This is a genomic window from Pseudomonas sp. LAIL14HWK12:I7, from assembly GCF_000483465.1.
In the GTDB taxonomy this organism is placed as follows: domain Bacteria; phylum Pseudomonadota; class Gammaproteobacteria; order Pseudomonadales; family Pseudomonadaceae; genus Aquipseudomonas; species Aquipseudomonas kermanshahensis.
Map to the genome: position 1 here is coordinate 413101 of NZ_KI519606.1, position 20171 is coordinate 433271.

A 20171-nucleotide genomic window follows, 5' to 3' on the forward strand; every position below is an offset into this window, starting at 1 on the left:
ACCGGTGGTGAGTTCAGGGGAAGGGCTCTGGCTGGGCCGGCTGCAGTGGCAGGTTGGCAGCTTCCCAGGCGTCCAGGCCGTCGCGGTACCAATACAGCGTCTTATAGCCCAGGGATGCTGCGCGTTTTACCGCGTTCCAGCTTAACCAGCAATCGGAGCGGCAGTAAAAGACCAGCGGTTGCTCCAGGCGGCCGGCGGTGGCTTTTTGCAGGTGGCGCACGAAGTAGTCTTGCCAGGCCGGGCTCAGCTCGCCGTCGCCGGTGTTGGCCAACCAGTGGCTGCCGGGGAGGTTGGCGTGGGGTTCGTCTTCGATGAAGCGGCCTTGCAGCCATTGCCGGCGGTACACATCGACCAGCACCGGCTTGGGGTGCTGGCCCAGCAAGCTTTGCAAGGTGGCGGTGTCGATGACCTGGGCGCCCTCGACCTGGTGCGGTGTCGGGCTGCGGTAGAGGGTGGTGCGATACCCCTCGGCAGAAAACAGCGGCGTGGTGTCGGCCTGGGCGACGCCCAGCAGCAGACTCAGCGAAAGGGCTGCCAGCAAAGCACGTGGCAGCCTGGGCAGGGCACGAGGCATGGGGTTTATCCTTTTTGTTATAGGCCCATTACATGCCAGCGGCGGTGCTTTGTGAATGCGACGATAGACAGTAAAGCCAGTACTAAAGTAGTAGGACCTAACCCGCTGCTGACGCACGCCACTGGAGCAGCCTTGTGCTGCGAAGAGGCCGGCAACAGCAGCGAAGATTCTCTGTGTTGTCACTGGCCTCTTCGCAGCACAAGGCTGCTCCTACAGAGATTGCACATGGCGATTGGCTCAGCGTCACCCCTTAATCATTGCAAAGCCCTTGCGTGTGCTCAGTTATTCCTTCACTCAGCACGGACCGGTAGGAGCAGCCTTGTGCTGCGAAGAGGCCGGCAACAGCAGCGAAGATTCTCTGTGTTGTCACTGGCCTCTTCGCAGCACAAGGCTGCTCCTACAGGGATTTTCGCAAGGCATGAGCTGTCAGCGCGGCTTGCGCAGCGCTGCGTGCTGGGGGTTGAAGGTCAGTATCGCGAGCAGGGTAAACAGCACGGTCAGGCCCAGGCAAACCGCCAGCGCCAGCGGATTGAAGCGTTCGTACAGCGCGAAACGCACCAGTTCCACGGCGTGGGTGAAGGGGTTCAGGGCGCACAGCCAATACAGCCACTGGCTGGCCTCGCGCATCTTCCACAGCGGGTACAGCGCCGAGGACAGGAAAAACAACGGGAAGATCACGAAATTCATCACCCCGGCAAAGTTTTCCAACTGGCGAATCGCATTCGACAGCAACAGCCCCAGGGCGCTGAGCATCAGGGCCACCAGCAACAAGGCCGGCAGCGCCAGCAGCAACCCCGCAGCTGGGGGCTGAACGCCATACAACCAGGCGATGGCGAGAAACGCATAAACCTGTAGCAGGGAAATCAACGAGGTCGCCAGCAGCTTGCTGCCGAGCAGAAACGCGCGCGGCAAGGGGCTGGTCAGCAGCACGCGCATACTGCCCATCTCGCGGTCATAGACCATCGACAGCGAGCCCTGCATGCCGTTGAACAGCAGAATCATGCAGGCAAGGCCGGGGATGATGTACACCTCGTAGGGGATGTAGGTGTCGTAGGGCTCGATGATCGCTATGCCCAGGGCCGCACGAAACCCGGCAGCAAACACCAGCAACCACAGCAGAGGGCGCACCAGGGCGCTGAGAAACCGCGTGCGCTGCAACACGAACCGCAGGCATTCGCGCAGCAGGATGCCGTTGAAACATTGCCAGTAGGCGTTCATCAGGCCTTCACTCCTGGGGTGGGGCCAGGCGCGCGGGTCAGGCGCGCGAAGGCGTTGTCGAGGTCGCCGCCGTGCGCTTGGCTCAGGGCATCAGCGGTGCCACTGGCGACCAGGCGCCCCTGGTGCAGGATCAGCAGGTCATCACTGGGCTGCACCTCGTCCAGCAGGTGGGTGGTCCAGAGCACACTCAGCCCTTGCTCGCGGCACAGGTGCCGAAGGTGCTGGTTGAGCGCCAGGCGGCTGGCCGGGTCGAGGCCGACGCTGGCTTCGTCGAGCAACAGCAAGCGCGGTTCGTGGAGCAGGGCGCGGGCAATTTCCACTCGGCGCCGGTGCCCGATATTCAGCGCACGAACGGGCTCGCGCCGGCGCTCGTCGAGGCCCTGGCGGGCCAGTTCGGCCTCGACCCGCAGGTTGCCCTGGCGCCGCGACAGGCCATGCAACGAGGCGTGGTAGCGCAGGTTCTGTTCGACGCTCAGGTCCAGGTCCAGGGTGCTTTGCTGAAACACCACGCCCAGTTGTCGCAACGCCGGGCGCGCCGCGTTGCGCAACGAGCAGCCGCAGACGCGGATGTCGCCCTGTTGCACGTCGTAAAGCCGGGTGAGCAGTGCGATCAAGGTCGACTTGCCGGCGCCATTGGGGCCCAGCAACGCAGCAAAACGCCCAGGCGCCACACTGAACCCCACGTGCTTGAGCGCCTCGCGCTGGCCGTAGGCGAAACTCACGTCACTGACGTCGAGGGTATTCATGGCGTGACCACCACGCCCCAGGGGTAACGCCCGACCTTTACCGATTTGAGCACCTTGAGGGTTTTCGTATCGATCACCGAGACGTCGCCGCTGACCCCGTTGGTGGCCAGCAATTGGCTTTGGTCTGGGGTGAACGCCAGCTGCCAAACACGCCGCCCAACCAGCAGGTAGTCCAGCACCTCGTAAGTCTTTGCATCGATCACCGCCACATGGTTGGCCGGGCCCAGGGCGACGAACGCGTACTGGCCATCGGCGCTGAGCTTGATGCCCACCGGCTGGACTTTGTCCGGGTGCACGCCCTTGATCTGGAAATTCAGGGTTTTCAGCACCTGGCGCGTGGCCACGTCGAGAATGGTCACCGTGCCGCCGATTTCCGCCGAGGCCCAGAGCCGCGAGCCATCCTGGTTGAACTCGACGAAGCGCGGCCGTTGATCCACCAGGGTGCTGTCGGCCAGGGTCTGGGTGCTGGTGTCGATCCAGTGCAGCATGTTGGTGGTTTCGCTGGTATTGACCGCCCACTTGCCATCGGGGCTTACCGCCATGCCCTCGGGCTCGATGCCGACGTTGATCTGGCCGAGCACTTTGTCGGTTTCGGTGTCGATCACCGTTACCAGTGCGTCGTCTTCGTTGGACACGTACAGCCAGCGGTCATTGGGGTGCAGGGCGAACTGCTCGGGGTCCTTGCCGGAGGGCAGTTCCTTGATGATCTTGCGGGTGGCCACGTCCATCACCTGCACCCGGTCCGAATCGCTGGCGCAGATGTACAGCCGCTTGTTGTCGTGGGACAGCAGCAGGCCACGTGGGCGCTGGCCCACGGGCAGGGTCTCGGTAACTTCCAGGCTTTGCAGGTCGATCAGGCTAAGGCTGTTGTCCTTCTCGTTCGAGACCCAGGCGGTGGCGGCGCTGGCGTGCCCGGTGGCAAGCGCCAGCACGCCGGCCAGCAGGGTGGGGTAAAGCACAGGCCGGTAGCAAAGGGGGCGACGCATGGCGGAATCCTTTTTTTGTGATTATCGGTTTCAGGGGTAGCCGCAGGTCACTTCGGGTTTGTCGAAGCCCAAGCTGTCCATTTCGTTGAAGGGGTGCAGGAAGCCCTCCTGGGGCGAAGTGCTGACCAGCGCGCGGGGCTGAACCAGCGGGATGGGTTGGCGCAGTTCGCCGTTCCATGGGCGGTAGCTGAGTTTGCGGCCCTTGAAGCCATCCAGCGGCAGCTGGTCGCTGAGCAGCAGTTGCTGCAGGGCGCGTGGCTCGGCCTGGCGCAGTTTGCTGACGGCGCTGGCGATGCTGCGCACGGCCATCCAGGCGGCGAAGTCGCGGTCGTTCATCCAGCGTCCGGCCTGGGCTTCGAAGCGTTTTTGCAACTGCGCCGCGCCGAAGGTTTCCACGGTCTTGTGCCAGCCGGTGGGGGTCAGGCCCTGGGTGCCGGCCACGGGGCGGGGGTACCAGGTCTGGTAGGGCAGGTATTCGCCGAAGTCGCCGCGTTCGTCGGCCACCAGCACCACGTCGTACTCGGCGGTTTGGGTGAACAGGGGCATATCGGCTTGGGCGCTGCGGCGCTGGTCGTTGTCGAAGCGCCAGGTTTTTTCCGCCACCAGCTGCACGCCGAAGCGCTTCACTGCCCGGCGCAGGGCTGCGGCGTAGGCCTGGTCATCTTCGGTCTGGCCGACGACGAGCAACGCCCGCTGCCATTTGCGCAGTACCAGAAACTGCGCCAAGGCATCGGCCAGCATGGCGCGGCTGGGCAGGCTATGCAGCACATTGCCCAGGCACTGGCTGCTGCGCAGGCTGTCGTCGGGGCTGCCGGCGTTGAACAGCAGGCTGTCGGGCAGGGCGGCAGACAGTGCGCGCAGGCTGGCGGCCGGCGCGTTCACCACAAACAGCCGCAGGCCCTGGTCATGCTGGGCCTTGGCGGCTTGCAGCAGGGCCTCGGGGCTGTCTACGTGGGTGCTGGCAAGGGTGAACGCCTGCTTGAGAAAACGCCCCGTACTGTTGCTGTCGACAATCGCCAGCTCGGCGCCCTGCAGCCCCGCGTCGGCGGGCTCGGGAATGATGTTGGACAGCAGCGGGCCGGGGTCGGGGCGATAGCCCAGGTAGCCGATGCGCACCTGCAATTGCGGCTCTGGCGGGGCGGCCGATGCGAAGGCCGAACACAGCGCCGTGGCCAGGGCCAGCAGGCAGGTCAGGGCATGAGGGGCAGGCTGGCGCATAAACGCACTCCACGGCAGATGGCGCCAGCATAGGAAGCCGGCCGGGAGGGGGAAATATGCAGAAAGTAGCGCTCGGCCAGTACCAAGGTAGTAAATCACCGCTAAGGCCTCGGTTTTACGATGGGTCGCCGCCCTGGCCGCGTTCACCCGGAGGAAACTGCCCAATGCGCCTCATCAACCTGTCGGCCCAGTGGCGGATCAACCTGTGGGTCACGTTCTTTTTCGCCTTGGTCACCTTGGCCTGCGGCGGGTTGCTGCTGCACCAGGCGGTGGCCGATGTCGAGCGCGAATTGCAGTCTGCCGAAGCTGTGGTGGCGTACCTCGCCGACACGGCCGAACGCAACCCGGCGAGCCTGCAACCGCGGCTGACCCAGAGCCTGCGCCACGTGCGGGTGCACTGGCTGGCGGCGGGCGAAACTGCGCAGATGCCGCGGGAGGCCGGCCTGGATGCCTGGCTGGGGCGCCAGCTGTTCGGTGATCGCCGCCACAGCACCCGCTTGCTGGACTTGAGCGAGGGGCGCCGGGTATTGATCGCCGTGGATGCGCGGGATGAAATCGACGAAGTCCGGGATTCCCTGCAGCAGTTGCTGGGCTTGTGTGGCCTGGCCTTGCTCGTGAGCCTGTTGTCCATCCGCTGGGCGGTGCGGCGCGGCATGGGCCTGCTGGATGAACTGCTGCGTGCGTTGCGCCAGGTCTCGGGTGGGCAGCTGACCACCCGCCTGCGCGAGGCCGGCCTGCCGGAGGCACGCCAGCTGGCGGCGCATTTCAACCGCATGACCGCGGCCCTGGAGCAGACCCGGGCTGACAATGCCCAACTCACCCAAACCCTGTTGGCGGTACAGGAACAGGAACGCACCCACCTGGCGCAGGCCCTGCACGATGACCTCGGGCAGTACTTGGCGGGTATCCGCGCCCAGGTCTGCCTGCTGCGCCTGGTGGCAGGCCAGCCGACGGTGGTGGAGCAGACCGCGCAAGCCCTGGAGCTTAACTGCGAACGCCTGCAGCAGGGCTTTCGTGCCTTGGTACACGACTTGTATCCGGTGGCGTTGCAACACGTGCCATTGGCCGAAGCCTTTGGTGTGCTGGTGAGCCAATGGCAGGCCAGCCAAGGCATCGATTGCCGTTTGCGGGTCGGTGAGCGCCTGCCGGTGCTGCCTGGGCCCAGTAGAACGCATTTGTATCGCCTGCTGCAGGAGGCGTTGACCAACGTTGCCCGGCATGCCGGCGCCAGCCAGGTGCGGGTGCGTCTGCAACGCAGTGCCAAGGGCTTGCGCCTGTTGGTGCGTGACAACGGCTGCGGCGCGAGCCAGCCCCAGCGGCCCGGCGTTGGCCTGCATTCGATGGCCGAGCGCGCGCGCAGCCTGGGCGGCGAATTACGCATCCTGAGTCGCCCGGGTGCCGGCTGGGCGTTGGCCCTGAACATTCCCATGGAGGCCTGATGAATATCGTATTGGTGGATGACCACGCCGTGGTGCGCCAGGGTTATGCCAGCCTGTTGCGGGCGGTGCTGCCGGCGATGGAAGTGCGCGAGGCCGCCAGTGGCGAAGAGGCGCTGGTGCGGGTTCAGGAGCAAGTGCCGAACTTGGTGATCATGGACTTCGGCCTGCCCGGCATCAGCGGCCTGGAGACCACCCGCCGGCTGCGTCAGCGCCTGCCGCAGCTACGGGTGCTGTTTTTCAGCATGCATGATGAACTGCCCCTGGTGCGCCAGGCACTGGAGGCGGGGGCTTCGGGCTACCTGACCAAGAATTCGGCGCCCCAGGTGTTGATCGAGGCGGTGCACCGGGTGTTGGCCGGGCATGCCTATATCGAGCAGCCTTTAGCTACACAGCTGGCCTGCACACCGCAACAGAACGCCAGCGACCCGCGCTTGCAGCGCATGACCCAGCGCGAGTTGGAGATTTTCGTGATGCTGGCCAAGGGCACCCCGGTGCGGGTGATTGCCGAACAGCTGTGCATCAGTGCCAAGACCGTTTCCAATCACCTGACTTTGCTCAAGAGCAAGTTGCAGGTGAGTTCCCACGCTGAGCTGGTGCACCTGGGGATCGATCTGGGGGTGGTGCGGGTGGCGGGGTGAGGTTTTGTGGTGGTTGACAGGGCCTCAGACGAACACATGACTCATAGATTTAGCAGGGACCCTGTGGGAGCGGGCTTGCCCGCGAACACCGGCGAAGCCGGTGCCAGGCACCGAGTCGCCTTCTTCGCGGGCAAGCCCGCTCCCACAGGTGACCGAGTCGCTGCAGACTAGCTGCGCTCACTTGTCCCAGGTTTCAGGGCATCCCTTGCACCCTTCCATGTTGGCCTCCTGAAAATTCCCATAATGCTGCCGCGCGCCGCGCAGATCGGCTTGCGCCAGGTTGCTCTGGCCAAACTTGGCTTCCTGCAGGTTAGCATCGCCAAGGTTGGCCCCTTGCAGGTCGGTTTTGCTCAGCCAGGCCATCTCCAGGTCCGCCGCCCGCAGGTTGGCCTGGTGCATGTTCGCCCCGGAAAGCCTGGCGAACTGCAGGTACGCCGCACTGAGGTCGGCCTTTTCGAACTGCGCACCCTGGGCAAACAGCCCCCAGCCTTGAATGGCAATCAACGTGCTATGGCTCAGGTCTGCCAACCGCAGGTTGCTCTGCTGCAGGCTGGCGCGGGTCAGGTTGGCGCCCTGCAAGCGGGCCTTTTCCAGGTTGGCCAGGTCCAGGCGGGCATGGCGCAGGTCGGCATCGCGCAGGTCAGCGCCGGCCAGGTTCATCTTGCGCAAGTCCTGGTTGGCCAGGTTGGCGCCACGCAAATTGGCGCCCGGGCACTGGCTGCCTTCGGCGATCACGCAGCCGTTGACGGTCAAGGGCGCATCGTTGCCGTCGTCGTCCGCACTCACGGCCAGGGCAGGGGCAAGGACCAACAGCAGGGCAAAGGGCAGGTAATTCATGTTCGAAGACTCTCGGTGAAAGGAGGGCAGGTGCGGGGAGGGCGCTGGGCGCTCCCCGCAGGCGATCACCGCTGCGCGGTCTTGTTGTCCCAGCTTGGGATCTTGAACACCCAGAACGAGCCGCCCTGGGCCACCGGCTTGGTCAGTTCGGCCATGTCGCCGCCCCACAGCGGCACCGCGCCGCCATAGCCCACGGTCACGCCGATGTACTGCTCGCCGTCCTGTTCCCAGGTGATGGGTGGCGAGACGATGCCGCTGCCGGTCTGGAACTTCCACAGCTCCTTGCCCGTCTTGGCGTCGAAGGCCTTGAAGAAGCCGTCGCCAGTGCCGGTGAACACCAGGTTGCCCTTGGTCGCCAGTACGCCGGCCCACAGTGGCAGGTGCTCTTTGTGCTCCCAGACCAGCTTGCCGGTGGCCGGGTCCATGGCGCGCAAGGTGCCGACGTGGTCGTCATACATACGCTTGATCCGGAAGCCCATGCCCAGGTAGGCCGAGCCCTTCTTGTAGTTCACTTCTTCGGTCCAGTACTCCTCCTTCCACTGGTTGCCGGGGATGTAGAACAGGCCGGTGTCCTGGCTGTAGGCCATGGGGTTCCAGTTCTTGCCCCCCAGGAACGGCGGCGAGACTTCCACCGGCTTGCCCTTGGTTTCACCCGGCAGCGGCTTGGCCGGCCGCTGGCCAGGGTTTTCCACTGGGCGCCCGGTCTTGAGGTCGATATGGCTGGCCCAGGTGATGTTGTCGACGAAGGGGAAGGCGTTCTGCAATTTGCCGTTGTTGCGGTCCACCACGTAGAAGAAGCCGTTGCGGTCGGCGTGGCCGGTGGCCTTGACCACCTTGCCGTCCTTGTCTTTGTAATCGAACAGCACCAGCTCGTTGTTGCCGGAGAAGTCCCATGCATCGTTCGGCGTGTGTTGGTAGAACCACTTCACTTCGCCGGTGCTGGGGTCGACGCCGACCTGGCCCGAGGTGTAGAGGCTGTCGTAGTCGTGGGGGTTGCCGTCCTTGGACGTGCGCGCCCAGGTGTTCCAAGGGCCAGGGTTGCCAGCACCGACGATGATGGTGTTGCTCTCGGGGTCGAAGCTGGCGCTCTGCCAGGGTGCGCCGCCGCCGTGGCTCCAGGCCTCGACCTTGCCGGTCTCGGTGGTCGGGTCGTCTGGCCAGGACGGCGCCTTGACGTCGCCGGTCGGGGTGCTGTCCTTGCCGTTCAGGCGGCCCATGTGGCCTTCGACGAAGGGCCGCATCCACACTTCTTCGCCGGTGTCCGGGTCGCGGGCGAACAACTGGCCGACCACGCCGAACTCATCGCCAGAGCTGCCGTGGATCAGCAACACCTTGCCGCTGGTCTTGTCTTTGATCAGCACCGGGGCGCCGGTCATGGTGTAGCCGGCGCTGTGGTCGCCGAACTTCTTGTTCCACACCACCTTGCCGGTGCGCTTGTCGAGGGCGATGAGGCGGGCGTCGAGGGTGCCGAAGTAGATCTTGTCGCCGAAGATGGCCGCCCCGCGGTTGACCACGTCGCAGCACGGGCGAATGTTGTCTGGCAGGCGGTGGTTGTAGGTCCACAGGCGTTTGCCGGTCTTGGCATCGAGGGCAAATACCCGCGAGTAGGAGCCGGTGACGTAGACCACGCCATCGCTGACGATGGCCTGGGATTCCTGGCCGCGCTGTTTTTCGTCGCCGAAAGAATAGGACCAGGCCGGGGTCAGCTTGAACACGTTCTGGTCGTTGACCTGGGCCAGCGGGCTCCAGCGCTGGGCATTGGTGCCCATGCCGTATTGCAGCACGTCCTGGGTGGTCAGGTGGTCGTTGGCGATGTCTTCCCAGGTCACGTTCTTGCTGGCAGGTGCCGCGGGGGCGGTGGCCGCGGTGGCCGCCGTGCAGAGGGCCAGGCTACCGGCCAGCAGCAGGGCCCGCACGCTGAGGGCCAGAGGGGAAAGGGCGGGTAGCGATCTTATTGTCATGGTTGCAGTTCCCTGTGGAGGTTTTGGCCTGCACAGGGTGGCGGCGGGACGGCGGCTGGGGATACGGAAAAAGTCCCGCCCTTGCCGGGAATAGTTCCCGGGCGGCACCTCATTTGGCCCTTCGCCACAAGCCCTACTACCAAGGGAGTAAGGCCCGGCCACCAAAGCAGCATACGGCCGCGCGCGGGCTGTTTCTAAGATGGCGGCACGGCCTCTGTGGTTGAGGCCTTGCGTGCAATCTTGAGGGCATAACAATGACAAAAAAACGCAACGTCTTGCTCGCTACAGGCCTGCTGGCCGGTGCTTTGCTGACGGGCACGGTGTGGGCTCATGGCAATGTGGTGCCCCAGGCGGTGGAAACCCAGGGCCTGACCCCGATCAAAGATGCTGGGGTAAGCCTGGACGGCGACGGCTGGGCCGCGGTCAACCCTTACCGCACCTCCCCAGAGCACGACAAAGCCGTGGAAATCGGCGCCTCGGCCTACAACCAGAACTGCGCCGCCTGCCATGGCCTGGAAGCCAAGTCTGGCGGTATCGCCCCGGATTTGCGCCTGCTCGATGTGGGCGAGGCCGGGGATGAGTGGTTCGTTGAGCGGGTGCGCCACGGCGCGGTGCGTGACGGGCGGGTGTACATGCCGAAGATGGCCGATTACCTGAGCCAGGAAGCCCTGTGGGCGGTACGCACCTACCTGGACAGCGTGCACGTCGAGGAGTGATCGCCATGCGTCTGTCGGCCGTGCTGTTGAGTGGCCTGCTGCTGTGCTGCGCGGCAGTGCAGGCTCAGGTGCGCAACTACGACGCGATCATCGCTGCCGGTGAACTGAAGGTGGCGGTGTACAAGGATTTCGCGCCCTACAGCTTCGAGGACCACGGCCAGCCGCGTGGCGTCGATGTGGAGCTGGCGCAAGCGCTGGCCACGGCCTTGGGGGTGCACCTGCAATTGATCTGGGCGCCGCCAGGAGAAAAGCTCGACGACGACCTGCGCGACTACATCTGGCGCGGCAGCCCGCTGCGCCACCAGCAGTTGGCCGACCTGATGATGCGGGTGCCCTACGACCACGCCTACGCGCAGAAGCGCAACGAGCTGGGCGAGCTGGAAAACGCCCAGGTGGTGATGTTCGGCCCCTATCAGGAGGAGCGCTGGCAGGTGGCCTATGACCGCCGCCGCCTGCCCTCGGTGGCCAGTGTCGCGGTGTTCCAGCAGCACCCCATCGGGGTCGAGGTGGACAGTGTGCCGTCGTTCTACCTGACCTCGGTGTTCAACGGCATGCTCAGCGCCAACACCCACCATTACCCCAGCGTGCAACAGGCGTTCGGCGCGCTACAGGCCGGCCAGGTGGACGCGGTGATGGCGATGCGCGGCGAGGTTGACTGGCAGTTGCATCAGGCCGCCGACCCGCAACTGGCCCTGGCGGAAAACGCCTACCCTAACCTGGGCAAGCAAGCATGGGACATCGGCATGGCCGTGCATGAAAGCAACCGGCAGTTGGCCTATGCGGTGGAGGAAGCCCTCGAGGCGATGATCCGCGATGGCCGGCTGAAGGCGCTGTACGCCACCTACGGCCTGCGCTACGAGGTACCGGAGATGTACCAATGAACTGGCGGGCGACCTTACTGCTGGCCTGCTGGATGCCTTGGGCAGCCCAGGCCGGTGAACCGAGCAGCAAGACCGACCCGGTGCCCTCGGTGATGTGGGATTTCTACCACAAGCAACTGCTGGGGCAGGCGCCGTTCGTTTTCGATGAGCGAGTGAAACTGCTGGCGCCGCCCTTTGCCGAGGACGCCCGGCAAGTGCCACTGGAGATCGACGCCCGCGCATTCGCGGGCGACGTGGTTCGGATTCTTGCCTGGGCCGAACTCAACCCCCTGCCGCGTATTGTCGACTTCGAGCCTGGCGAACGTGTGCTGCCGTGGCTGTCGATCCGCATCCGCATCGAACAAGCCACGCCGCTGCGCGCTGCGGTGCTGACGCGTGACGGCGTGTGGCATGTCGGTTCAACCCTGATCGATGCAGCTGGCGGCGGTTGTACCGCGCCCAGCGTGGTGCGCACCCAGCCTGGCTGGGAGGAGCATGTCGGTGAGGTGCTGGGCGGGCGCTACCCGCGCGGTGATGGCAGCCGCTTGCGCCTGCAGGTGTCCCACCCGATGGACAACGGCCTGGTCAGCGGCATCCCTGAGTTCTTCCTCGAACATGCCGAATTGCAAGGCGCGGATGGCCAGCGCCTGGCCAGCCTCGCGCTGTATCCGGCAGTCAGTGAGAACCCCAACCTGGGGTTCGATATCCAGGGCCCCGGGCTTACCCGGCTGCTGTTGCGGGACAACAGCGGTAACCAGTTCGAAGCGGCGGTGCCGTGAGCGCGTTGCTTGCCTTCACCCCCTGACCAGAGGCGCCTGTCATGCGTTGGATGCTGCTGTTGTTGCTATGCCTGGGCCTGCCGGCCTGGGCGGACCTGGACTATCGACTCACGCCCCGGCAAATCGCGGAAGGCACTTGGCTGCTGGAGGGCAGCACCGACAATTTCGCCAAGGCCAATGGCGGCAATATCGTCAATACCGCGTTCATCGTCACCGACAGCGGTGTGGTGGTGATCGACAGCGGGCCGTCCAAGCGTTACGGCGAGGCCCTGCGCCAGGCTATTGCCGCGACCACCGACAAGCCGGTGGTCGGAGTGCTGCTGACCCACCATCACCCCGACCATGTGCTGGGCAACCAGGCCTTTACCGATGTGCCCATCGGTGCCCTGGCTGGCACAGGCGACCTGTTACGCCAGCAGGGCGAGGCGATGGCCGAGAACATGTACCGCCTGGTCGGTGACTGGATGCGCGGCACCGAGGTGGTGCTGCCGACCCGGGTGCTGGAACCGGGTGTGCATGAGGTGGGTGGGCACCGGTTGCGGCTGTTGGCGCTGGGCGGGCATACCGGCGCCGACCTGGCGATTCTCGATGAGAAGACTGGCGTGCTGTTTGCCGGCGATTTGGTGTTTTACGAGCGCGCCCTGACCACCCCCAACAGCCCAGGGCTGGACGTTTGGCTCAAGGACCTGGACACCTTGCAGGCCTTGCCCTGGAAGCAGCTCGTGCCGGGGCATGGGCCGGTGGCCAGCGATGCTAAGCCTTTTGCGCAGATGCGTGATTACCTGGGCTGGCTGGATGGCCTGATGCGCGAGGGGGCAGCGCGTGGGGATGACATGGTCGAGATGATCCGCAGCCCGATCCCTGAGCGGTTTGCCGGTATCAGCCTGACCCGTTATGAGTTGATTCGCAGCGTCAGTCACCTGTACCCGCGGTATGAGCGTTTGCGGTTGCAGCGTATCGACGGCAAGCCGCCTCTCTGATGAGTTAACTCGGCCTATTTGTAGGAGCGGCCTTGCGTCGCGAAAGGGCTGCGAAGCGGCCCCGGGATTTCTGCATCACCGCTGAAATTGCTGGGGCTGCTTCGCAGCCGTTTCGCGACGCAAGGCCGCTCCTACACCGGGCCGCGTGAGGGCAGCCCCTGTACCAAGGAACTAGAAAACTCCACATTGCGGGCAATTGTTGGCAAGCAGGTCGGGCACAAGAATTCTCGGCACACCGGGAAAATTTCCCGGGCACAACAAAAAAACCAAAGGTAGCCGTCATGACCCGATCCCCACGTCGTCCCTTGTTCGCCGTGAGCCTGGTGCTCAGCGCCATGCTGCTGTCCGGCGCGGCACAGGCCGCTGTCAGCGATGAAGAAATCCTCCAGGACCCGAAAAACCCGCAGCAGATCGTGACCAATGGCCTGGGGGTCCAGGGCCAGCGCTACAGCCCGCTGGACCTGCTCAATGTCGGCAACGTCAAGGAACTGCGGCCAGTCTGGGCCTTTTCGTTCGGCGGTGAAAAGCAGCGCGGCCAGCAGGCCCAGCCGCTGATCAAGGACGGCGTGATGTACATGACCGGCTCCTACTCGCGGGTGTTCGCCGTCGACGCCCGTACCGGCAAAAAACTCTGGCAATACGATGCGCGCCTGCCAGATGACATCCGCCCTTGCTGTGACGTGATCAACCGCGGCGTGGCGCTGTACGGCGACCTGGTGTTCTTCGGCACCCTGGATGCCAAGCTGGTGGCCCTGAACAAAGACACCGGCAAGGTGGTCTGGAGCAAGAAGGTCGCCGACCACAAGGAAGGCTATTCCATCAGCGCCGCGCCGATGATCGTCAACGGCAAGCTGATCACCGGTGTGGCCGGGGGCGAGTTTGGCGTGGTGGGCAAGATCCAGGCGTACAACCCGGAGAACGGCGAACTGCTGTGGATGCGCCCGACCGTGGAAGGGCACATGGGCTACGTCTACAAAGACGGCAAGGCCATCGAGAACGGTATCTCGGGCGGCGAGGCGGGCAAGACCTGGCCCGGCGACCTGTGGAAGACCGGTGGTGCAGCGCCATGGCTGGGCGGTTACTACGACCCTGAAACCAACCTGTTGCTGTTCGGCACCGGCAACCCGGCGCCGTGGAACTCCCACCTGCGCCCAGGCGACAACCTGTATTCCTCGTCGCGCCTGGCCCTGAACCCGGACGACGGCACCATCAAATGGCACTTCCAGAGCACGCCTCATGACGGCTGGGATTTCGACGGCGTCAACGAACTGATCTCGTTCAACTACAAGGACGGCGGCAAGGAGGTCAAGGCCGCCGCAACCGCGGACCGCAACGGCTTCTTCTACGTGCTGGACCGCACCAATGGCAAATTCATCCGCGGCTTCCCCTTCGTCGACAAGATCACCTGGGCAACCGGCCTGGACAAGAATGGCCGCCCGATCTACAACGAGGCCAGCCGGCCAGGGGCACCGGGCACTGAGGCCAAGGGCAGTTCCGTGTTCGTCGCACCGGCATTCCTCGGCGCCAAGAACTGGATGCCCATGGCCTACAACAGGGACACCGGGCTGTTCTACGTACCGTCCAACGAATGGGGCATGGACATCTGGAACGAAGGGATCGCCTACAAGAAGGGCGCGGCGTTCCTCGGGGCCGGTTTCACCATCAAACCGCTCAACGAAGACTACATCGGCGTGCTGCGCGCCATCGACCCCGTCAGCGGCAAGGAAGTGTGGCGCCACAAGAACTTTGCGCCATTGTGGGGCGGGGTGCTGACCACCAAAGGCAACCTGGTGTTCACCGGCACGCCGGAAGGTTTCCTGCAGGCATTCAACGCCAAGACCGGCGAGAAAGTCTGGGAGTTCCAGACGGGTTCCGGCGTACTTGGCTCGCCCGTGACCTGGGAAATGGACGGCGAGCAGTACGTCTCGGTGCTGTCTGGCTGGGGCGGCGCGGTGCCGCTGTGGGGCGGCGAAGTGGCCAAGCGGGTGAAGGACTTCAACCAGGGCGGCATGCTCTGGACTTTCAAGTTGCCTAAACAGCTGCAGCAAGCGGCCAGTGCCGAGGCGCCAGCACCCAGCGCCAAGCCGCAAAGCTGACACCGGGCCGCTTGCGGCCCTACTACCAAATGACGAGAGCTCCGCTGCCAACGATGCATACGTCTGGCACGCGGGGCTTTTTACCATCGGTCCATCGCCTGTCGTTGGACAGGCATCGACCCGCAGAGGCTCAGCATGATCTACGCACAACCCGGAACCCCAGGCGCCATCGTGTCGTTCAAACCCCGCTACGGCAATTTCATCGGCGGCGAGTTCGTGCCGCCGTCCGGTGGCCAGTACTTCACCAACAGCTCGCCGGTCAATGGCCAGCCGATTGCCGAATTCCCACGCTCCACCGCCGCGGACATTGACCACGCCCTTGACGCCGCGCATGCCGCTGCCGACGCCTGGGGCAAAACCTCGGTGCAAGACCGCGCCCTGGTGCTGCTGAAGATCGCCGACCGCATCGAGCAAAACCTGGAAGTGCTGGCCGTCAGCGAAAGCTGGGACAACGGCAAGGCCGTGCGCGAAACCCTCAATGCCGACGTGCCGCTGGCGGCGGACCACTTTCGTTACTTTGCCGGCTGCATCCGTGCCCAGGAAGGTGGGGCGGCAGAGATCAACGCGCTGACCACGGCCTACCATTTCCACGAACCCCTGGGTGTGGTCGGGCAGATCATCCCGTGGAACTTCCCGCTGCTGATGGCCGCCTGGAAGCTCGCCCCGGCCCTGGCCGCCGGTAACTGCGTGGTGCTCAAACCCGCTGAACAGACCCCGTTGTCGATCACGATTTTCGCCGAGCTGATCGCCGACCTGCTGCCAGCAGGTGTGTTGAACATTGTCCAGGGCTTTGGCCGTGAAGCCGGTGAGGCCCTGGCCACCAGCAAGCGCATTGCCAAGATCGCCTTTACCGGCTCCACCCCGGTGGGCTCGCACATCATGAAATGCGCGGCCGAGAACATCATCCCGTCTACCGTCGAGCTGGGCGGCAAATCGCCGAACATCTTCTTCGAAGACATCATGCAGGCCGAGCCTGCGTTCATCGAAAAGGCCGCCGAAGGCCTGGTCCTGGCGTTCTTCAACCAGGGCGAGGTGTGCACCTGCCCGTCGCGGGCGCTGATCCAGGAATCGATCTACGAGCCGTTCATGGCCGAGGTGATGAAGAAGATCGCCAAGATCACCCGTGGCAACCCGCTGGACACTGACACCATGGTGGGTGCCCAGGCGTCCGAGCAGCAATACGACAAGATTCTCTCCTACCTGGAGATTGCCAAGGAGGAGGGCGCGCAGTTGCTCACCGGCGGCGCTGCCGAGCGGCTCGACGGTGACCTGGCCACCGGGTACTACATTCAGCCGACCCTGCTCAAGGGCCACAACAAGATGCGCGTGTTCCAGGAGGAGATCTTCGGCCCGGTGGTGGGCGTGACCACCTTCAAGGACGAAGCCGAAGCGCTGGCCATCGCCAACGACAGCGAGTTCGGCCTGGGCGCAGGCCTGTGGACCCGTGACATCAACCGCGCCTATCGCATGGGCCGGGCGATCAAAGCTGGCCGCGTGTGGACCAACTGCTACCACCTGTACCCGGCGCATGCTGCGTTTGGCGGTTACAAGAAATCCGGCGTGGGCCGCGAGACCCACAAGATGATGCTCGACCACTACCAGCAGACCAAGAACCTGCTGGTGAGCTATGACATCAATCCGCTGGGCTTCTTCTAAGGGCACACAGGCCCGGCGGTAGGGTGCCGCCAGGCCTGGATGCAACGACGCACGTGGGGAGGGCTCTGGGTGGGCGCCTCCCCGCGTGCGTCACCCGTGTGGGTAAAAGCCCGCGTCACCCCCTACCAACGCACGCGGCAAGTTCGTTCCAAAGTAGCATTCGGCCCCGCCGCCCCCCGTGCATTAATGCCTCTACCGGAATTGCCCGGCACAAGAAGAGGACTGCCCCATGTGGACTAAACCCGCCTTTACCGACCTGCGCATTGGCTTCGAAGTGACGATGTATTTCGCCAATCGTTGATGGCTCTGCGGCCATCGTAGCGATGGCCGTTCCTTCTCTGGGGATCGTTGTCCATGCACATTCGTGTTCTCGGCTCCGCCGCTGGCGGAGGTTTTCCGCAGTGGAACTGCAACTGTCGTCAATGCACCGGTGTGCGTAATGGCAGCCTGAGGGCGCAGCGGCGCACGCAGTCTTCGATCGCGGTGAGCGACGATGGCGAGCAGTGGATTCTGTGCAACGCTTCACCCGACATCCGCGCCCAGCTCGAAAGCTTCCCCGCTTTGCAACCGGCGCGCCGCCTGCGCGACACGGCAATTGGCGCGGTAGTGCTGCTGGACAGCCAGATCGACCATTGCACGGGCCTGCTCAGCCTGCGCGAAGGCTGCCCGCACACGGTGTGGTGCACCGAGCGGGTGCGTGAAGACCTGAGTAGCGGTTTCCCGCTGTTCACCCTGCTCAAGCACTGGAACGGTGGCCTGCAGTGGCAATGCATCGGCCTGGACCGCGAACCGTTTCGCATCGCTGCCTGCCCAAACCTGCAATTTCGCGCGATCCCGTTGCTGAGCAACGCGCCGCCGTATTCGCCCAACCGCGGCAACCCGCAGCCGGGCGACACCATTGGCCTGCTCATCGAGGACCGGCGCACCGGTGCCTCGGTGTTCTACGCACCGGGCCTGGGGCAGGTCGATGCCGAGGTGGCGAGCTGGATGCGCCATGCCGACTGCCTGCTTCTGGACGGCACGCTGTGGCGCGACGACGAGATGCGTGTGTGCGAAGTCGGCCAAAGCCTGGGCAGCGAAATGGGCCACCTGGCGCAGAGTGGCCCCGGTGGCATGCTCGAGGTGCTGGAGGGCTTCAGCCGCCAGCGCAAGATCCTCATCCACATCAACAACACCAACCCGATCCTCGATGAAGACTCGGCCGAACGGGCCTTGCTGGATCGCCGGGGGATTGAAGTGGCGTACGACGGCTTGTCTATCACGCTGTAAGGGCAGGCACCGCGTGCCCTGGAGAACCGCAATGACCGACACCCCCATGACACCCCCTGAATTCGAAGCGGCCTTGCGTGCCAAGGGCGCCTATTACCATATCCACCACCCCTTTCATCAGGCGATGTATGCCGGGCGTGCGACCCGTGAGCAGATTCAGGGCTGGGTTGCCAACCGCTTCTACTACCAGGTCAACATCCCGCTCAAGGACGCGGCAATCCTCGCCAACTGCCCGGACCGGGAAGTGCGCCGGCAATGGTTGCAACGGGTGCTCGACCACGATGGCGCGCCGGGCAGCGAAGGCGGTATCGAAGCCTGGTTGCGCCTGGGGGAGGCGGTCGGGCTGACGCGTGAGCGCATCCTCTCCCAGGAGATGGTCCTGCCTGGGGTGCGTTTTGCCGTGGACGCCTACGTCAATTTCGCCCGACGCGCAGGCTGGCAGGAGGCTGCCAGCAGCTCGCTGACCGAACTGTTCGCGCCGCAGATCCATCAGTCGCGCCTGGACAGCTGGCCCCAGCACTACCCGTGGATCGATGCCGCCGGCTACGACTACTTCCGCACACGCCTGGGCCAGGCGCGGCGCGATGTCGAACATGGCCTGCGTATCACCTTGGCGTATTACGTCACGCGTGCCGGCCAGCAGCGGATGCTGGAGATTCTGCAGTTCAAGCTCGACGTGCTCTGGAGCATGCTCGATGCCATGAGCATGGCGTATGAGCTGGAGCGGCCGCCTTATCACAGCGTGACCCAGGAAAACGTCTGGCATCGGGGGATCGCCCTGTGAAACTGATCGATGGCGAACAGGTGCTGGGGTTGCGCCGCGGCTACCGCCTGCAATGGGAGCCGCGCCAGGATTGCCATGTGCTGCTGTACCCCGAGGGCATGATCAAGCTCAATGCCAGCGCCGGTTGGGTGCTGGAGTTGCTGGACGGCCAACGGTGCGTAGCGGCGATCATCGACGGCTTGGCGCAGCGCTTCCCCGATGTACAGGGGCTGGACGAGGATGTGCTGGCGTTTCTGGAGGTGGCCCGTGGCAAGCACTGGATCGAATGACACCCGCCCGGGGCCGCCGCTGTGGTTGCTGGCGGAGCTGACGTACCGCTGCCCCTTGCAATGCCCGTATTGTTCCAACCCGTTGGACTTTGCCCAACATGGCCAGGAGCTGACCACTGACGAGTGGATCCGCGTGTTCCGCGAAGCGCGGGCGATGGGCGCCGCGCAGTTGGGCTTTTCAGGCGGCGAACCGCTGGTGCGCCAGGACCTGGCGCAGCTGATCAAGGCCGCGCGGGACATGGGCTACTACACCAACCTGATTACCTCGGGTATTGGCCTGACCGAACAGAAAGTCCGCGACTTCAAGGTCGCCGGGCTCGACCATATCCAGATCAGCTTCCAGGCCGCAGATGAGGCGGTCAACAACATGCTGGCCGGCTCGCGCAAAGCGTTCGCCCAGAAGCTGGCGATGGCCAAGGCAGTCAAGGCCCAGGGTTACCCGATGGTGCTGAACTTCGTGACCCATCGGCACAATATCGACCAGATTGCCGACATCATCGAGCTGTGCCTGGCGTTGCAGGCGGACTTCGTGGAACTGGCGACCTGCCAGTTCTACGGTTGGGCCGAGCTCAACCGTGCCGGCCTGCTGCCGACCCGCGAGCAATTGCAGCGGGCCGAAGCCATTACTCAAGCGTATCGCCAGCGGCTGGAGGCCCAGGGGCATCCGTGCAAGCTGATTTTCGTCACGCCGGACTACTACGAAGAACGCCCCAAGGCCTGCATGAACGGCTGGGCCAACCTGTTTCTCGATATCACCCCAGACGGCACTGCGCTGCCGTGCCACAGCGCCCGCCAGTTGCCGGTGGCCTTCCCCAACGTGCGCGAGCACAGCATCGAGCACATCTGGAGCGATTCTTTTGGCTTCAACCGCTACCGTGGCAATGACTGGATGAAGGAGCCTTGTCGCTCGTGCGATGAAAAACACCAGGACTTGGGCGGCTGCCGCTGCCAGGCGTACATGCTCACCGGCGATGCCGCCAATGCCGACCCGGTGTGCAGCAAGTCGCCGCACCACGGGGTGATCCTCAAGGCCCGGGAGCAAGCGCAAACAGCGGGGCAGGGCATGGCGCAGCTGACCCTGCGCAACGAGCAGGCGTCGCGGCTGATTTTTCGTGGCTAAGCCGGGCCCCCGCTTTGGTCTGGTT

20 protein-coding genes are annotated in these 20171 nt (G+C 64.5%); 13 read left to right on the forward strand and 7 right to left on the reverse strand.

All coding sequences use genetic code 11. From position 1 onward, the window contains the following. Window positions 1-13 precede the first annotated feature (13 nt). From D886_RS0124620 to D886_RS0124640, 5 genes are all read right to left on the reverse strand, one after another. A complete protein-coding gene (locus tag D886_RS0124620) occupies window positions 14-574 on the reverse strand; it encodes a PQQ-dependent catabolism-associated CXXCW motif protein (RefSeq protein ID WP_027596435.1) in 561 nt (186 codons plus the stop codon). A gap of 426 nt (window positions 575-1000) precedes the next feature. Further along, on the reverse strand, window positions 1001-1792 hold the full coding sequence (locus D886_RS0124625) for an ABC transporter permease (protein ID WP_027596436.1): 792 nt from the start codon (window positions 1790-1792) through the stop codon (window positions 1001-1003). Beyond that, complete coding sequence (locus D886_RS0124630; RefSeq protein WP_027596437.1) at window positions 1792-2538, reverse strand: ABC transporter ATP-binding protein; 747 nt, start codon at window positions 2536-2538, stop codon at window positions 1792-1794. Before D886_RS0124630 ends, D886_RS0124625 begins: the two co-directional genes overlap by 1 nt. Beyond that, complete coding sequence (locus D886_RS0124635) at window positions 2535-3524, reverse strand: YVTN family beta-propeller repeat protein (RefSeq protein ID WP_027596438.1); 990 nt, start codon at window positions 3522-3524, stop codon at window positions 2535-2537. The genes D886_RS0124630 and D886_RS0124635 overlap by 4 nt, the downstream gene beginning before the upstream one ends. A gap of 30 nt (window positions 3525-3554) precedes the next feature. Beyond that, on the reverse strand, window positions 3555-4742 hold the full coding sequence (locus D886_RS0124640) for an ABC transporter substrate-binding protein (RefSeq protein ID WP_027596439.1): 1188 nt from the start codon (window positions 4740-4742) through the stop codon (window positions 3555-3557). A gap of 164 nt (window positions 4743-4906) precedes the next feature. Here D886_RS0124640 and D886_RS0124645 point away from each other — a divergent pair, with 164 nt between their 5' ends. Continuing rightward, the gene (locus D886_RS0124645) at window positions 4907-6181 is read left to right on the forward strand and encodes a histidine kinase (protein ID WP_027596440.1); all 1275 of its coding nucleotides are present in this window, start codon (window positions 4907-4909) and stop codon (window positions 6179-6181) included. Beyond that, window positions 6181-6819, forward strand: a complete 639-nt coding sequence (locus tag D886_RS0124650; protein WP_027596441.1) for a response regulator transcription factor — start codon at window positions 6181-6183, stop codon at window positions 6817-6819. The genes D886_RS0124645 and D886_RS0124650 overlap by 1 nt, the downstream gene beginning before the upstream one ends. A 177-nt stretch (window positions 6820-6996) precedes the next feature. On the opposite strand, the gene D886_RS0124655 is transcribed toward D886_RS0124650, so the two are convergent. After that, window positions 6997-7656, reverse strand: a complete 660-nt coding sequence (locus D886_RS0124655) for a pentapeptide repeat-containing protein (RefSeq protein WP_027596442.1) — start codon at window positions 7654-7656, stop codon at window positions 6997-6999. 65 nt (window positions 7657-7721) lie between these two features. Continuing rightward, entirely contained in the window at window positions 7722-9617 is a 1896-nt protein-coding gene (gene exaA, locus D886_RS0124660; RefSeq protein WP_033694345.1) for a quinoprotein ethanol dehydrogenase, read from the reverse strand. Between the two features lie 254 nt (window positions 9618-9871). Here exaA and pedF point away from each other — a divergent pair, with 254 nt between their 5' ends. The 11 genes from pedF to pqqE all read left to right on the forward strand — a co-directional run bounded on the left by pedF (window position 9872) and on the right by pqqE (window position 20146). Continuing rightward, window positions 9872-10333 (forward strand): cytochrome c-550 PedF, encoded by a 462-nt coding sequence (gene pedF / locus D886_RS0124665; RefSeq protein ID WP_027596444.1) that lies wholly within the window; start codon window positions 9872-9874, stop codon window positions 10331-10333. Window positions 10334-10338: 5 nt separating this feature from the next. Beyond that, window positions 10339-11214 (forward strand): ABC transporter substrate-binding protein, encoded by an 876-nt coding sequence (locus D886_RS0124670; protein ID WP_027596445.1) that lies wholly within the window; start codon window positions 10339-10341, stop codon window positions 11212-11214. Then, complete coding sequence (locus D886_RS0124675) at window positions 11211-11972, forward strand: quinoprotein dehydrogenase-associated SoxYZ-like carrier (RefSeq protein ID WP_027596446.1); 762 nt, start codon at window positions 11211-11213, stop codon at window positions 11970-11972. Before D886_RS0124670 ends, D886_RS0124675 begins: the two co-directional genes overlap by 4 nt. Before the next feature lie 41 nt (window positions 11973-12013). Continuing rightward, window positions 12014-12952, forward strand: coding sequence for a quinoprotein relay system zinc metallohydrolase 1 (locus D886_RS0124680; RefSeq protein ID WP_027596447.1), 939 nt, complete (start codon window positions 12014-12016; stop codon window positions 12950-12952). 281 nt (window positions 12953-13233) lie between these two features. Next, on the forward strand, window positions 13234-15048 hold the full coding sequence (pedH, locus tag D886_RS0124685; RefSeq protein WP_027596448.1) for a PQQ-dependent alcohol dehydrogenase PedH: 1815 nt from the start codon (window positions 13234-13236) through the stop codon (window positions 15046-15048). A 135-nt stretch (window positions 15049-15183) separates the two neighbouring features. Next, entirely contained in the window at window positions 15184-16704 is a 1521-nt protein-coding gene (locus tag D886_RS0124690; RefSeq protein ID WP_027596449.1) for an aldehyde dehydrogenase family protein, read from the forward strand. Window positions 16705-16933: 229 nt separating this feature from the next. Further along, window positions 16934-17005: a pyrroloquinoline quinone precursor peptide PqqA gene (gene pqqA, locus D886_RS28105; protein ID WP_003253598.1), complete on the forward strand. Its 72-nt coding sequence runs from the start codon at window positions 16934-16936 to the stop codon at window positions 17003-17005. A 53-nt stretch (window positions 17006-17058) separates the two neighbouring features. Next, window positions 17059-17973, forward strand: coding sequence for a pyrroloquinoline quinone biosynthesis protein PqqB (gene pqqB, locus D886_RS0124695; RefSeq protein WP_027596450.1), 915 nt, complete (start codon window positions 17059-17061; stop codon window positions 17971-17973). A gap of 31 nt (window positions 17974-18004) precedes the next feature. Next, window positions 18005-18757, forward strand: a complete 753-nt coding sequence (gene pqqC / locus D886_RS0124700; RefSeq protein WP_027596451.1) for a pyrroloquinoline-quinone synthase PqqC — start codon at window positions 18005-18007, stop codon at window positions 18755-18757. Beyond that, window positions 18754-19026, forward strand: coding sequence for a pyrroloquinoline quinone biosynthesis peptide chaperone PqqD (gene pqqD / locus D886_RS0124705; RefSeq protein ID WP_027596452.1), 273 nt, complete (start codon window positions 18754-18756; stop codon window positions 19024-19026). The genes pqqC and pqqD overlap by 4 nt, the downstream gene beginning before the upstream one ends. Beyond that, the gene (gene pqqE / locus D886_RS0124710) at window positions 18977-20146 is read left to right on the forward strand and encodes a pyrroloquinoline quinone biosynthesis protein PqqE (protein ID WP_371098639.1); all 1170 of its coding nucleotides are present in this window, start codon (window positions 18977-18979) and stop codon (window positions 20144-20146) included. The genes pqqD and pqqE overlap by 50 nt, the downstream gene beginning before the upstream one ends. Window positions 20147-20171 lie beyond the last annotated feature (25 nt).